Here is a 14,936-nt window from a genome sequence, read left to right on the forward strand (position 1 = left end):
TTAATAACAGTGAGGATATAGAGCTTCTGAAACATATGTCTCCTTACATGAAAACGTATAATGATATGAAAGATGAATTCGGGTCCGAGCTTCTGGCAGAGTCTTTTAGATTCGTCGCTGTACACGGATTCGGAAAGAATAAAATCGCTGATATCGTAGTAAGGAGTGCTCTCTTATGGTGATTGATTACGAAGTACTTTGCGACAGCCTAGATATCTCTCATGAAGCGCTTCTACGCGGAGGAAAAACGTTTGCTAGGGAGTATGTAAAGCTACGTCGAAAACAGAATGGCGAGCTGACAGAGAATCAGTATCTCGCCATCTACATGAAAGCTTCCGAACGACGAGTTGGTGGCTCAGATCAGGCATAATAACCTACACAAGGGCTGGCCGGAGTATTTCACTTGGGACGGCCCCACTAAAAAGGCCAAAAAAGAACTTACTCCTTTGCTTGAAAAGTAAAAGCTTAAACTCCCAAAGCCCCAGCAATGGGGCTTTTTCTTTGCTCGTTACTAACCTAAGACAATCCTTTCAGTGCAGGAAAAGGACCTGCAAAGGCTGAAAGGATTGGTTTTATGCCAGGTAAATTGACTGAAGGTGTGGACGAGGAGACAAAGCCGAAAGGCACAGTCCCCCAAGACCCCAAGCCCGATGATCAGCCCCAAGACCCCAAAGATGGCGAGGAAGACAATTCCCAAGACCCAAACGAGGGCGAGGGCACAAGCGAAGAGACAGGCGCAAAACCCACAGAAAATGTCAATGTCCACAAGCTAGAACGCGATCTTGCCAATCGCGAGAAGCGCATTAAGGAGCTGGAAGCAGAGCTTACAGAGTCTAAGAAGTTAATGGCTTCTTCTGATGAGCGCATCTCTGCTATTGAGCAGCAGCTTAAAGACGCAGCAGACGCCAAGACAAAAGCGGAAGCTGAGTCAGCACTTACCAGTGCTGGATGTATTGACCTTGAGTTGGGACGTATGGCACTTGATGCTCTGGATGGAGATGTTGAGAAGCTTAAAGAAACAAAGCCTTTCCTTTTCAAGTCTGAAGACGCACCGAAGAATATCAATACCTCCGGGAAACCAGCAGGTAGTTCTTCTGGCGGCGTCGCTATGAATATCCGCGAAGGATTGAAAGGACGATAAATGATTACACTTGCCGATTTGGCCGCAAACTCCGGCGATAAGCTTGTCCAAGGCTTTATCAATGAGCTTGTGACCGACAACTACCTGCTTGGAGCTCTCACCTTTGATGACTGCATGACTGCTACCGGTACCTCTGATTTGGTTTACAGCTACAAGCGCGTCAAGACTCCGCCTACAGCTGCTTTCCGTGCGCTTAACGCCGAGCCTGGGATCATCCCCGCGCATGCGGGGAACAGCGATAGCCTACTACAGACAGCTTGGCTTTCCAGGGATCATCCCTGCGCATGCGGGGAACAGTCTGCCATTACATCAAAGGTAATCTCCACAGCGGGATCATCCCTGCGCATGCGGGGAACATATTTGTACAACTGCATGTGTTGCAAGTTACAGGGATCATCCCTGCGCATGCGGGGAACAGACTTATGATTGTGATGCGTATGTAGAAGTAGAATGGTATAGAAAGTGATTGCATGGCTAAAGGGATGACAAAAGAAGAGCTGAGAGAGTTCAGAAAGCGAATACGAAGTGAAAGCATGGCCGCGAGGCCGATTGTAAATTCAGAATTGACTTGCAGAGATTGCATATACAAGTTTGACGATTCTGATCCGTTTCTGAATGGCAGTGTAGATGCTAGTGGCAGAAGGCATGAGCCGACAACTGTCTGTGAAATGTATGAGCATAAGCCGCAAGATGTTCTAAACGGTGGAGAATGTAGAAGAAAGAAGACAGAGAGTGAATAAAGCTGAACTAAGAGATAAGATCGCCGGAGCATTGTATGGTTTTGCTATTGGTGATAGTCTTGGCGGGCCAACAGAGGGATCATCCCCGCGCATGCGGGGAACAGAGCGAGATAACGCACATCCTCGCTGGGCGCTTGGGATCATCCCCGCGCATGCGGGGAACAGCCTTCGAGCGGCTCCGCGAGGTCTGGCGCATAGGGATCATCCCCGCGCATGCGGGGAACAGTAGAAATCTCGGTACTTAAAAAACAGTTGAAAGGGATCATCCCCGCGCATGCGGGGAACAGTTTAACTATCTCATCGAACAATTCCCCCGCCAGGGATCATCCCCGCGCATGCGGGGAACAGGGATGGCAAAGAAGACGAGGAAGAGATACGTGGGGATCATCCCCGCGCATGCGGGGAACAGCAAGGATACAAAGACGCCAAGCAAGCACGGGCGGGATCATCCCCGCGCATGCGGGGAACAGGCTAAGTGGCAAGAAATCACACAAGGACGTAAGGGATCATCCCCGCGCATGCGGGGAACAGCCGGCTCTGGCTATCAAATTTACCTTGCGAGCGGGATCATCCCCGCGCATGCGGGGAACAGGCGATATAGAGGTTATTGAATACAAAAATCACGGGATCATCCCCGCGCATGCGGGGAACAGCTTTACTTTGCTAGTACTTGTATCATTGTAGATAGGATCATCCCCGCGCATGCGGGGAACAGACTGTAGCGGGGCCATACACCGTACCATGCTCGGGATCATCCCCGCGCATGCGGGGAACAGATTTTTCTGTAAGTTCTCGCGCTGCTCTTTTTGGGATCATCCCCGCGCATGCGGGGAACAGCAAATGAGCGTGTAGTGAAGTAACCTCCAACTGGGATCATCCCCGCGCATGCGGGGAACAGCTTCACGGAATGTTTCCTGAAAAGCTCCTTCCTGGATCATCCCCGCGCATGCGGGGAACAGGGAACGAGAAGACGGCTCTGAGCCTCTGAGAAGGGATCATCCCCGCGCATGCGGGGAACAGACGACCGTTTTCAGTGCCATCATTACGCGCTCGGGATCATCCCCGCGCATGCGGGGAACAGGAGTACCTCGACAACGAAGAACGGCTCGGGTTGGGATCATCCCCGCGCATGCGGGGAACAGTCAGAAAGTTCAATCGCGGAGGGACATTACAGGGGATCATCCCCGCGCATGCGGGGAACAGCTTGAAGCTGTATGGTTTGGTTGTGTGCCTTTGGGATCATCCCCGCGCATGCGGGGAACAGGACACTCTTCAAGGTCTTCGAGGTAATTAAGGGGGATCATCCCCGCGCATGCGGGGAACAGCTCGACAGCCGTTATATCGTCACAGAAGGAAGGGGATCATCCCCGCGCATGCGGGGAACAGTGTTTTATCATTTCCGCCGAATACGTAGAATCGGGGATCATCCCCGCGCATGCGGGGAACAGGTGAGGAAAAGGCAGGAATGAGCGACAGACTAAGGATCATCCCCGCGCATGCGGGGAACAGCAGGTCACATGGTTAAAAATCGTGTGATTACGGGGATCATCCCCGCGCATGCGGGGAACAGCTCACGAGACAATCTTCAAACGTCTTCAGCATGGGATCATCCCCGCGCATGCGGGGAACAGTTGTGGGGCGTGCGTATGGGCCGTTGGCAGTAAGGATCATCCCCGCGCATGCGGGGAACAGCTTATCACGACCGCAGTCGAAAAGCAGATACTGGGATCATCCCCGCGCATGCGGGGAACAGGAACACCACCTGAAAGAGGTTCAAAGCAATATGGGATCATCCCCGCGCATGCGGGGAACAGTAAAGCTCTCGTGCTCCGTTTTTCTCAAGGTAGGGATCATCCCCGCGCATGCGGGGAACAGACTTCATATCACCTCTATTCGGTTTTGTTTTGGGGATCATCCCCGCGCATGCGGGGAACAGAGGACAAAATTCAAGGAGTCCATCAACCAGAAGGGATCATCCCCGCGCATGCGGGGAACAGGTGGAGCTTAGTGCATACCACCAGCCACGCTCGGGATCATCCCCGCGCATGCGGGGAACAGCCTATCGCGCTGAGGTTGTCTACAGCTGGGCTGGGATCATCCCCGCGCATGCGGGGAACAGAAGATACGAAGATGCTTTACTGGCAGGGTACAGGGATCATCCCCGCGCATGCGGGGAACAGTCGGAAGGGCAAGGCGGCACTATGGGATTGCAGGGATCATCCCCGCGCATGCGGGGAACAGATTTCTCAAACTCAAAGTTGTATATGCTGAGCGGGATCATCCCCGCGCATGCGGGGAACAGTGTACTCTGCACTGAGGAGCCTGAGTGTCTGATGGATCATCCCCGCGCATGCGGGGAACAGCCCTTTGTATCCCTCGTCCATAGCGTTAACGAGGGATCATCCCCGCGCATGCGGGGAACAGAAGTCAACGACTCCTTGAACCTTGCTACGGACGGGATCATCCCCGCGCATGCGGGGAACAGCATGCATCGTATGTCTGAATAAGACCGTTGGTAGGATCATCCCCGCGCATGCGGGGAACAGTCATAATTTCTTTGATTATTGTTTCTTCATCTAGGATCATCCCCGCGCATGCGGGGAACAGTCTGTCTGTGTGGTGGTGTTGGCCGCGTCCTTGGGATCATCCCCGCGCATGCGGGGAACAGCCTTCTGCTTGCTGTGTTGCAAGCACAACGTAGGGATCATCCCCGCGCATGCGGGGAACAGGTTTCCGTCCTTGGCAATGAACGTACGGTAATGGGGATCATCCCCGCGCATGCGGGGAACAGTACAACACTCATAAAATCTGGCACCTTGTCCAGGGATCATCCCCGCGCATGCGGGGAACAGCTTCCTTTTAATGAGTTAATTATAACAGAAGTAGGATCATCCCCGCGCATGCGGGGAACAGTTGTTTCAAATTTGTGACAGCAATGGCAGAAAGGGATCATCCCCGCGCATGCGGGGAACAGGTCGTTGGCGGCAGGCGGGCATCTTGGCCTTCGGGATCATCCCCGCGCATGCGGGGAACAGTCAAGATCATCGGTGTCATCAGCAGTTTCATCGGGATCATCCCCGCGCATGCGGGGAACAGTCTAAAGATCCGCAGTTAAAATATAATGCATCCACTATAATGAATCATATTTTAATCAGTTTGCGAAAAAGTCTCAACGTAACTTCGCAGTCAAATTCAGCTCTATGTGGATGCTTATTGTCAAGGTTCAAAAGGTCTGCCAAAGTTTCTAGGCGGTAATTTGTAGCCGCAGGAAGCTTCTTTTTAGCTAAATCAATAGTATCAATGACCTCATTACTAAAATCATCAAAATCACATTCTTCACAAGCAACTTGTATAAACTCAGAATCAAAACGCGCATTGTGAGCTATAACAATGTCTAGAGAAACGAACTCCAAAAATGACTTGATAGCCTCACATAAAGGCGCACCACTTGATATCAATAATTCATCCGATATGCCTGTCAATTCGACAATCTTCTTTGATAGTGGTTTCTTCGTAGTAATCAAAGTATGAAATCGCTCCTCTATAGCACCCTTAACAACTCGAATGGCAGCAATTTCAATAATCTGATCCTTGTCAATATTAAGCCCTGTTGTCTCAATATCAAACACAACATATTGTTCCGGTTCCACAAAAATAGATTTTCCATATTTACGTCGAGTCTTGGAGCATTGTGACATCTTGCTCCATCCAATATGCTTTCTCACCAGCGCTTTTGCTCGTGTGGGAGTTGGACGCATCATTAATTTTAATCCATCGTAATTAATAGGTTCCCAGCTCGTATTATGCACGCGGAAATTCAAATGCTGTTCGTTGCGGGCTGAATATACCATAGTTGCACGCCCATTCTTGGACTCCTCACACACCCGTTGCCAAAGTTTATCGCGAACACGAGCGCTCACTTGTCCTACATATACACCCAGGCTAACCTCCTGCAACCATTTTGTAAGGTCACCTCGCAACGCAAGTGGACATTTTTCAAGAGTAATGACGACCATCACTCTCTCCAATCAGGACGCCATTTCCTACCTCTTCGGCCTGCAGTTGTACTTCAAGCCTCTTACCATATGAAACACCAAATGCCACAGCGGGGTGAGATTCATCCCAGAGAAACATAGTCTCGAAATCTAATGAGTTTTCTTCCTCATAAACAGTATCACCCAACAACAAAAACCGAATATCATAAGCACATCGTTCCATAATCTTGCCATCATAAAAAGAATCTCGTATTTTCTGGCGAGTAACAGATCCAATGTCCTCGGGTGGATTGGAAGCCACCTCAAATGCTATGGGAATAGTCAACTCCGCCTTGTAGAGATCAGAGACGTCATACACAAACGAACGCTCATGCCCATCATGAACAAAGCCTAGCGCGGGAGAGCACCCCAATGCCACAATGACGCTATGTACTATGCCATAAAGGCACACATTCGCAGCAGAAAGAGCCTGATTAATGGGCGTCGCATCCGTAAAGTCCGTTGGGTTATACTCCCTGCCTTTCCAAGGAACGTTATATTCCTTTGAAAGCTTTCGATAGAGTGAGCGTATGCGAGCGCCCTCTCGTCCACGCAGTTGCTGCATGGTGAACCCAGAGACATCCTCTCCAGGGAAACGCATCTGGTACATGGCGCGCGCAACCGCAAGGCGCTTGCGCGTGTTTGACACGAGTTCCGCTTGCTTGACAATAAGACGTGAGGAGCGAGTAAGGGGTCGCCCATGGGCGTAGTAGCGGACGCCATATTCACCAACCCACACCACAGTTGACCCGGCATCGCCTAAAAGCTCAACAGCACGATGTGAAATATTTGTCCCTGGTCCCAACATCAACACGCCAAGAGAGGCTGCAGGCACATAGGCAGTTCCACGTTTATCGGTAATGGTCACCGCGCTATCCTGACGATTAATCAAACACCTTTCAACATAGAGAAAAGTCATACGCTCCCTAATGGTTGGCAGAGTATGGAGATCTGGTTTGATGATGCCGGTTATGCCTGACACGAGCCGCTTCCTCCCTCAGCTGCAAGGGTCAGTAGTCCACAGCCAAAGCCCTTGCCATGCCCAATCCCATTAATCAGGGCGTGGCGCAGCGCTGTTATATCTGTCACTCTAAGAAGGCCATCATATTGGGCTATTGCAAGGGTAATCGGCTGTTTCTGCGACTCTTTATGAAAGCTCAGTTCTCTAGTATTGCTCACAATCAGACGAGAAATACCTCGTGCATCCTGGAGAACCTCGAAGCCATTGCGAGAGGCTCGCGTAGAGTCCTGCTGTAAAAACAATTCTGGCACCTCTATATTTGTCCCATTATATGCAGCCTTACCAACAAGCCACGCCTCTTGCTGCAGGATAGTCAGATGCGGCAAGCGCATCTGACTGCCTTGTTTGTTAATAGCGTCCTGTTTACCACCACGGGAACTGCGGTTCACCACAGGGTTGGCCACCAAACGAAAGGCATAGCGCTGTCCTACAGCAAGATGATCTAGGAAGGGATTATAATCTCTCGTCTGCCATGAAGGACTCAAATCAGGAAAACCAATCTGCTCATTGAGGCCTACAAGACTTGGAGACGTAGGGCTCACGACGTAAAGGTAAGCTCCGCCGTTTTTCTGCCAATCGACACGCCAGAGAACCCTGCCTTCCTCCTCCATGGGCACATCTGGAGGAAAGCTTCCTGCTATGGCAGCGTGCATGCGGTAAGGCGAGGCAAGCATGTGGCGCGTCTCACGCCGCGTTAAGTTAATGGGAAAGCGCGTGAAGTACATCTAACTCATCACCTCATCAATCGTTACTAGAGGATCATGCTCAATCCGCTGAGGCTTATAGGAGGGATTCTTGACAGTTGTCGTAGCATGTGAAACTGTACGCCATGAATATTGACGGTATGTTTGAGAAAAAGCAACGGGCACATCCTGCTGCACGACATCGTAGCCCTCCCCATAATCATCGAATCCCTTGTCATAAAGAATCTCGAGCTTGATTTCTTCCTTTTCGCGTATATTCCACCGATGTCTGTAGGAATCAGTTGCTTGCCATGGAACGGAGCTGAGGGTTTCCAAGAGGGTCGCATGCTCCTCGATACCCAAAAGCACTTTGCACGAAGGTGGACACGACCTCCTACCGAGGAAGAGCGGGAAAACTGGATGCTCAAGCGCCTCAGCACATGTATGGACAAGGTTGCTGTCACCTTCGAATGCAGCGATAAAAATCGCATCAGAGAGATAAAAACGATGACTCAACGGTAAACTGTCCTTAAAAACCCAGCACTTCGCTTCTTTATCCCATGTGCGCGTGTGCTCGGTCTGAAAGTCTCGCTCATACGTACCAGGCTGATCAATGCGCACACCGAAGCGCAATGACACAAGGTCATTCACTGGGTCTTTCCTCCTGCGGCCTAGGGCAGCGGCGACAAGACCGATAACTCCACTCTTGGTAGGCTCGTGTTGCGTTTTACGCTCAGTGAAACGGCTGTTGGATCCCCATGACTGAAGCGGACCCGCAAGCTTGAGAAGCAGCACTGCCATAGCTACTCCTGTTCCTCACTCGAATACCCATTACCCGCAAGATAGGACGCACACTCTTCGGAAACCCTAGAAATAAGAGTGTTGAAATCAACTATTTGCGCATTGGGAAAATCCTCCAACGCATGGGCATCAGGCGATGCAATGGTAACGAAGGTTGCTTTTGGAGCAATGTCAAAAGCCTCGTCGATAACGCGTTCTTGGACAACGAGTTCTTCACAGGCACGTTCGGTCTGGCTCTTTCCCTGCGTAGTAGAGATGGGCTTCTCGAATGCATTGACTAAGCTGACTGGCTGCCTCTCGCGCAGCTCAACGATAACGGCAGCAGGAAGCGTTCTGTTGGCAAATGAGTTCTGCTTACCTGTAGGCATGGAACGAACGAAAGCGTTCAAGAATGCTTCTATACCCCTGCACGCTGCCGCTGCAGAACCTAGGTTCTCACATAGGTGGTGAACATCAATGTCGGCATAGCGATAAAGCGTCGACGAAGTGAACTCTGTAGTTTCTATCATGGCTGCCCCAGCGTTGTCCTCTGGAGCTTGGTCATCGAGAGCTGTAAAGTAGTCGAACTCCGTCTCCGCACGTCCAACGCTTATGGCATGTGCCACCTGAACTGCTGCGTCAACGTTGAGATCCGGCGCATCAGCAACCATTCGGCCAAATAGGGCGATGTCAATCGCATTGAGCGTTGGCCTCTGCTTGATGTTTAGAACGTCTTTTGCAGCTTTCTTATCAATCGAGCTGTTTTCTTCAATCGACGCGATAGCAAGGTCCGCAAGGCTCTCCGCCTGCTTGGGCGAGAGAAAAAGCAGGTAGCCAGTATCTTTGTCTGTCACTTTGATTCCTGTTGCACCAAGAGCTTTGGCAGAAGCGTCCTCAAGATTCTTTCCATTCAAGTCAGGTCGCTTTATGGCAGCATATCCACTAATAAGATCGACAACGTGTTTGGTTCTCCATCCAATCTCATCCTCTAGGAGGTACGAGGGAAACAGGTCGCGAGTCGCCTTTTTCCACGCCTGACTGGAAATTCGGGAGCGGATAACCCCACCAAAGCGGGCGGTCTTAGGGCTACCTGTATCGTCACGGTTAATATTACTTGGCGGGACATTTTGAAGGATATGGATATCAATAAACAACGAATTACTCATAACTGCAACCTCTTCCTAATCGTTTTCAGGCAAAGAAGCCTGCTCTTGACCGCACATTTCTCCTAAACAGCACGAGGCAAATCCTCTGCCCCACGCGCGCCTCACGCCATTAGCCTTCTCTGAAAATTGCAAATCATAGAATTGCTGTGCCAACAACGCATAATCAAGGGGGATAGTCTCCCTCCGTAGCTGACCAACAAGCTGTCGCGCATAGTGCATTGTCTCTGAAAACGACTCAGCGGTCACAAGAGCGGCAAATCTTCTCGGGAGTTCTCCAGGTTCCAGAGACTCATATCTATCAGCTGCACACAATACAAGTTGGCGCATTGCCTGGCCCAGCCCATGTTCACGCCCCCACTGATGCATGGGAATCGACTGTGACTGTTGGTGAACTGCATAAAGCGTAAGAGCCGCATGGACAGCCCATTCTCCAGGAGAGGGATCGTCACACCTGCCAACGAGCGCATCTGGCATACCCTCAAACTCGAGACCCCATATAGCAGGCGTATCTCCAGGTTTTCTCGTGACTGCATGACGCAAGAAGGCAAGCTCTCGTGCACCTTTTGATTTACCTGTAGGTGATAGATAGGCGTTTTGAATGGCCTCAATCTTTCTTCCTACAAACACCCTTACCTGATTTCGCGGACTTTCAGTCTCACTGCTTTTCACTGCCGGAACCCTCCTTTACAATTGCATTCCCTTCAAGGGGTAGCGCCTCTCTGATTGCGGAATAAAACCATCTCTCAGCTATCGAAGAGGTAATCCATGTGCCAGATTTCCCGCGCTTTCTTGACCGACCTGTAATACCCTGAGGACCTACCTCCGAAATATATCTTTTTGCAAGCAAATCCAGCACCTTACGAGCTTCACAATTCCATCTGGCTCGCTCGCCAACAACATCGCTATCAGTGTTAAGACTTGCAAGCCAACTGCGAAACAATGAATCGAGCTCAAAGTAAGCCTCTGTTTTAGCCTCATTAGCTGCGTCAGAGATATTATCTTGATCTCCTCCCGCAGCAATCAGAAGGTTCGACACCAAATTTCCTAAAGCTACAACAGCCCTATCTGCGTCACCAACACAATCACATGCCAAGGCAACCAGAGGAGAGCCTTCTGGCGATAGCAGAAAAGAACTGAGAAGAACGGTGTCGTCAATCAGGTCGGTAACAACTGAACTTTGCGTACCGTATTCGAGTCCCGTGCCATGTATATGTAGATGCATGCTCTGAGAGAGTCTTCGTCCTCCATTTGCACTTGTAAGATATTCCGCCCACGCAAGTACACCAGGAGTAAAGCTAGCCGCCAGTCCATCGTCACGATTCTCAGGTGCGAACAGTGAGCTCAATCCTCTCCACAATGCCCTGTTCGACCGATGAGACATAGGAAGGTAAATGGGAACCTGGCCCAGCTTCTTTTCCTGGTTTTTACTTCGCCTCCATGCGGTCATGGACTCGATTCTATGCATATTCTTGAGCTCGAGTTTGTCTCCATTGGTAAGTACCAAACCGGTAACCACTCCCCGGTCTGCAACAAGCCGTACCCGACGCGACTGCCAGGTATAGATGTCGGCATGACCGACTGGTAGAGCGTCAAGGCTTCCAAATTCCCTCAGCGACTGTTCCCATGTGGGCAAGTCATCAGGAGAAAATACCTCATTGTCATCATCTTCCCAAACAACGAAGTTGAGCAGAAGTGTTTCACGTAGCGTTTCGCCCTCAAGAAAGATACCACCAAGATTTCCCGCCCAGCCGGTTCCTCTTGGATAGCTCTTCCCTCCCTTAACGGTTGAATCCCCCACCACGCCACTTTTAATTCCTGCCGTATCAAAGGCCTGAACATGTATGAGCCAGCGTGCTGCTTCAGCAAAGGTCAGATAGTCTATCTTTTGGCCTGATCGCAACGAAAACAGCCTGTCACCATCAGGAACGTCAGACATAATTTTTGAGACTGGTGCACACTCGTCTCGAGATGTTCTTAAGCCCGGTACCTGCATGAACGGACGCTCCGAATCAAAGAGATCAAACCGGTCATGCCATTTGGAAAGATATGCTTCAATGGCGCCCATGGGCAACTCAGAAGCCTCCCATAGCTGTCCCCAAACCTCAGCAGGTTCCACGTCTTCGTCAAGATCGTCTAGCATGGGAGAGATAGAACGTTGCAGGATGGCAAGCAATACGCGCAGGATAGCAAAATCCTGTGTCGGTAAGTCATTGATAAGGCATTGTAACCTCGGTGCTTGGCGGAACAGCTCAAGAAGGGACACCTCCTTAGCTACTCCCTTATCATCAAGAACACGAATCCATAGTTCATCGATGAGGTTGAAGCTTGCCTTCTCGTTCACTACTCCTGCTCTCCTTTCTTGGTATCGATGAGCTCTAATCCAGTACCCTGAGCATACCTGAGGCGGTAGACAGCAATTCCCGTGTCAATCGTCGCCTCTCCCGCTTCGTTGAATACAAGAACAAGCTGACCCTTCAGCCAGCGGGACTCTTGCCAACCAGGAATGGGACATGACATCTCAAGCGCTTTGACAATAGCCTCGGCGTTCCACGGTCCTGAAAGGGCTGGAGGCAGATTGACTGTGCAGGTTGCAGCAAGTCGCGCAGCGTCATCATCGGGAATCATTTCGCCGTCGCCAAGCGACCTAGACGTGGGAGAGCTTCCATCCACATTATCGACCCATGGGAAAATACATAGACCCCCACTACATTCCTGAACGGCAATGACCTCTATAGACTCCTGTGAGTCACGAACCGTCGCTCTACCAACGTTTTCGTCAGTCATCGTCAGCGATTCCCTCAGCCACCCGACCAGATCCTTGGGACTACGAGACTGGGGCTTGCCCAATAGCCAGGTCTTTGCATTGCTTGCCGCGTCCGCCCGTCTTTTGGTCAATTCCCTCTCTGCCTCATCAATCTTTGATTGCCAGGTATCAGGAACGTCAAAGGGGACAGTTGTCTCATCGACCTCCCCATCGCAATCCTCATACACGCTCTCCACGAAGCCCGCAATGTCGTGTGGGAGATTCACGATTATGCGTCCCTCGGAATCCGCTCTGCCACGAAGAGCCAGAATCGTCCTCAGCAACAACGCCTTCTGGTAGACCTTGTCGATACCTCTCGAGAAAGACGGAGGGTTGGCCCCCCAGTCCTCAACGCCAGTGACATAGCACCGGGCCCTGCGTAGCCGTGCGGGCCGATTACACTGACCCTCTCCGCGAACATGGCGATGCAGGCGACCCATACGCTGCAACAGAAGGTCAACGGGGGCAACGTCGGTAATCATGACGTCAAAATCAATGTCGAGCGACTGCTCCATGACCTGCGTACCGACCACGATGAGCCTCTGCGGACGGATGGACGCATCGGGGCCAAGGAGCCTGAGAAGCTCGGCATCGTTATGAAGGCGGTCAGCCGCAATGAAGCGCGAGTGGACGAGCATGAGCCGAGTACCATCAAGGACATCAACCAAATTTTCCTCAAGCATCCGATAGGTTGCCTGCGCCCGCGAGACCGTGTCGCGCAGCACACACGCACATCCACCCTCAGATAGAAGATCGGACAGAGTCTGAACGAGCTTCTCGTCATCATCCGGCAGAAAATCAAGACACACATCCGTACCAGCACCATCAATGCTGCATGGGGTGTATGGATCTTGAACCTTTTGATCACGTGTCAGCGCAGTCACAAGAGGGTACGCCGGACAACCGGCAGAATCACGCGGAGGCTCCCCTAGCCCCTTTCGATGTGAGTGTCTTCCTCTCGAACTCGCATCATGCCCTCGGTAGGCGAGCATCAGCTCCTTACGGCGCTCAGGAGGCAGCGTTGCCGATAGCAGGATCGTGGGAACTTCATATGCGCCCAGCCAGGTAAGTACGCGCTTGAGGTACGTGCTCATGTAGGCATCGTAGGCATGGACTTCATCGATGATGATAACCTTGCCCGCAAGCCCGAGATGGCGCAACTGCACATGCTTTGTCTTAAGAGCTGCCATCAGGAGCTGGTCGACCGTACCGACCACGAAGGATGCGAGCAGACCACGCTTCCTACCACCAAACCACTGGTGAGCGATGACTCGTTCATCCTCGTCACCGCCTCTACCATCCCCCATCCAGCTGCCATTCCACCTTCTGAGCCTCGTGTAGTCAGAATTGAGCGCAGCCTTACTGTGAAGCAGCTGCATGCTTTGGGGAGGCGCATCGCTCGACTGAGCAAGCAGCTCAAGCCATTCTTCCACGCGGGAGAACATGGCATTCGACGTGGCCATTGTTGGAAGTAGATAGGCAATGCCGCCACCGCCGAACTTACGTGCCAAAACCTCTGCACACAGAAGCGATGCTTCCGTTTTGCCATTACCCATAGGAGCCTCAATAACGATGAGGCCAGGTTCATTCATGTTGAGCGCTGCCCAAACCGCCGCTTCTTGCGCTGGACGTAAGCATGCAGTCTTGGGAAGGCCAGTAAATCTCTCATGAAAGAGACGCTCCGTGCTCGCTTTCGAAGCGAGTGTAAAATCGGGCGTATGCCAAGTAGGTGGCAGGGCAAGTTGTTCCCACGCGAAATTAGCACGAGCACGGAGCTCATCTACGCTCACCCATCCGTTGGTGAGCGGGAAGAGGTCCACATTTGAGGCAATCCAATCCGCCATGATGACAAGCCCCGTTAGAAGTACCTCGACAGGCTGGAGAAGACCAAGAGGGTTCAGACTTTTCTCGTGTACTTCCATGCCAGAATAACAGAGCATCCATTCAAGAAGTTCGCTTTGTACGAACTGCCAATCGGAATCTCCAAGCACCTCATTGGGGAAGTTCGAGGAACTTAGCTTAATATTACGAAGCTCACCCTCACTCGAGGGCGGAGTGCCGTGATGTCCACCTACAATGCACGAGTAGGTATTTGGATGTTCCCAGCCTCTACTTGCAAGCCATCCATCCAAGATAACCTCTCCCATAAGAGCGTGAGGACATGGCTTTATCATCTGGGAGGCCGGCACATCCAAACCCACTTCCCGAACCGCTTCAGCTCGGTCTGAAACCTTACATTGGAAGTTTGGTGTTGCCTTGCCAATGTCATGAATCCCTGCCAGCCATATCACAAGCGCCTCAGCAATAGCACCATCTCCACTTAAGGAACCAGAAATAAATCGTCGCTCTGAGGTGGGGAGCCATTCATTCCACAGGTGACGCGCAACATTAGCTGAATCAGCCATATGAACATAGAGTGGTAGCCAAAATCCGCGTCGCTCATCGTTGTTCATATCTGTCTTAGCCCAGAGAAAACGTTGTTGGTCAGAGAGATGAGACCCTGCCTCCCAGCCTTTCTTTTTACCACCAACCTTACCGTACATCATATCTACGGCCCCTCTAGCTAAC

11 protein-coding genes and 1 CRISPR repeat array are annotated in these 14,936 nt (G+C 51.3%); of the genes, 3 read left to right on the forward strand and 8 right to left on the reverse strand.

Features of this window, described 5'->3' with window-relative positions:
• Nucleotides 1–175: 175 nt before the first annotated feature.
• From QM016_RS03900 to QM016_RS03910, 3 genes are all read left to right on the forward strand, one after another.
• A complete protein-coding gene (locus tag QM016_RS03900; RefSeq protein ID WP_282710282.1) occupies nucleotides 176–370 on the forward strand; it encodes a hypothetical protein in 195 nt (64 codons plus the stop codon).
• Nucleotides 371–574: 204 nt separating this feature from the next.
• Nucleotides 575–1,141, forward strand: coding sequence for a hypothetical protein (locus QM016_RS03905; protein ID WP_282710284.1), 567 nt, complete (start codon nucleotides 575–577; stop codon nucleotides 1,139–1,141).
• Nucleotides 1,142–1,567, forward strand: a complete 426-nt coding sequence (locus tag QM016_RS03910) for a hypothetical protein (RefSeq protein WP_282710286.1) — start codon at nucleotides 1,142–1,144, stop codon at nucleotides 1,565–1,567. It begins immediately after the preceding gene.
• Nucleotides 1,568–1,956: 389 nt separating this feature from the next.
• Nucleotides 1,957–4,977: a CRISPR direct-repeat array (repeat unit 29 nt; unit sequence GGGATCATCCCCGCGCATGCGGGGAACAG).
• 44 nt (nucleotides 4,978–5,021) lie between these two features.
• Here the strand turns inward: QM016_RS03910 and cas2e are convergent.
• From cas2e to cas3, 8 genes are read right to left on the reverse strand one after another with little or no spacing between them, the layout of a single operon-like run.
• Complete coding sequence (cas2e, locus tag QM016_RS03915; RefSeq protein WP_282710288.1) at nucleotides 5,022–5,897, reverse strand: type I-E CRISPR-associated endoribonuclease Cas2e; 876 nt, start codon at nucleotides 5,895–5,897, stop codon at nucleotides 5,022–5,024.
• On the reverse strand, nucleotides 5,878–6,897 hold the full coding sequence (cas1e, locus tag QM016_RS03920; protein ID WP_282710290.1) for a type I-E CRISPR-associated endonuclease Cas1e: 1,020 nt from the start codon (nucleotides 6,895–6,897) through the stop codon (nucleotides 5,878–5,880). The genes cas2e and cas1e overlap by 20 nt, the downstream gene beginning before the upstream one ends.
• Nucleotides 6,885–7,661 carry a type I-E CRISPR-associated protein Cas6/Cse3/CasE gene (gene cas6e / locus QM016_RS03925; RefSeq protein ID WP_282710291.1) on the reverse strand — a complete coding sequence of 259 codons (777 nt, stop codon included), beginning with the start codon at nucleotides 7,659–7,661 and terminating at the stop codon, nucleotides 6,885–6,887. Before cas6e ends, cas1e begins: the two co-directional genes overlap by 13 nt.
• Nucleotides 7,662–8,420, reverse strand: coding sequence for a type I-E CRISPR-associated protein Cas5/CasD (gene cas5e, locus QM016_RS03930; protein ID WP_282710293.1), 759 nt, complete (start codon nucleotides 8,418–8,420; stop codon nucleotides 7,662–7,664). It abuts the gene before it with no gap.
• Between the two features lie 2 nt (nucleotides 8,421–8,422).
• The gene (gene cas7e / locus QM016_RS03935) at nucleotides 8,423–9,565 is read right to left on the reverse strand and encodes a type I-E CRISPR-associated protein Cas7/Cse4/CasC (protein ID WP_282710296.1); all 1,143 of its coding nucleotides are present in this window, start codon (nucleotides 9,563–9,565) and stop codon (nucleotides 8,423–8,425) included.
• 15 nt (nucleotides 9,566–9,580) lie between these two features.
• The gene (casB, locus tag QM016_RS03940) at nucleotides 9,581–10,234 is read right to left on the reverse strand and encodes a type I-E CRISPR-associated protein Cse2/CasB (protein ID WP_282710298.1); all 654 of its coding nucleotides are present in this window, start codon (nucleotides 10,232–10,234) and stop codon (nucleotides 9,581–9,583) included.
• Complete coding sequence (gene casA / locus QM016_RS03945) at nucleotides 10,221–11,906, reverse strand: type I-E CRISPR-associated protein Cse1/CasA (protein WP_282710300.1); 1,686 nt, start codon at nucleotides 11,904–11,906, stop codon at nucleotides 10,221–10,223. The genes casB and casA overlap by 14 nt, the downstream gene beginning before the upstream one ends.
• Nucleotides 11,906–14,914, reverse strand: coding sequence for a CRISPR-associated helicase Cas3' (cas3, locus tag QM016_RS03950; RefSeq protein ID WP_282710302.1), 3,009 nt, complete (start codon nucleotides 14,912–14,914; stop codon nucleotides 11,906–11,908). The genes casA and cas3 overlap by 1 nt, the downstream gene beginning before the upstream one ends.
• Between the last annotated feature and the right edge of the window lie 22 nt (nucleotides 14,915–14,936).

The organism is Lancefieldella sp. Marseille-Q7238, assembly GCF_949152215.1.
Lineage (GTDB): Bacteria > Actinomycetota > Coriobacteriia > Coriobacteriales > Atopobiaceae > Lancefieldella.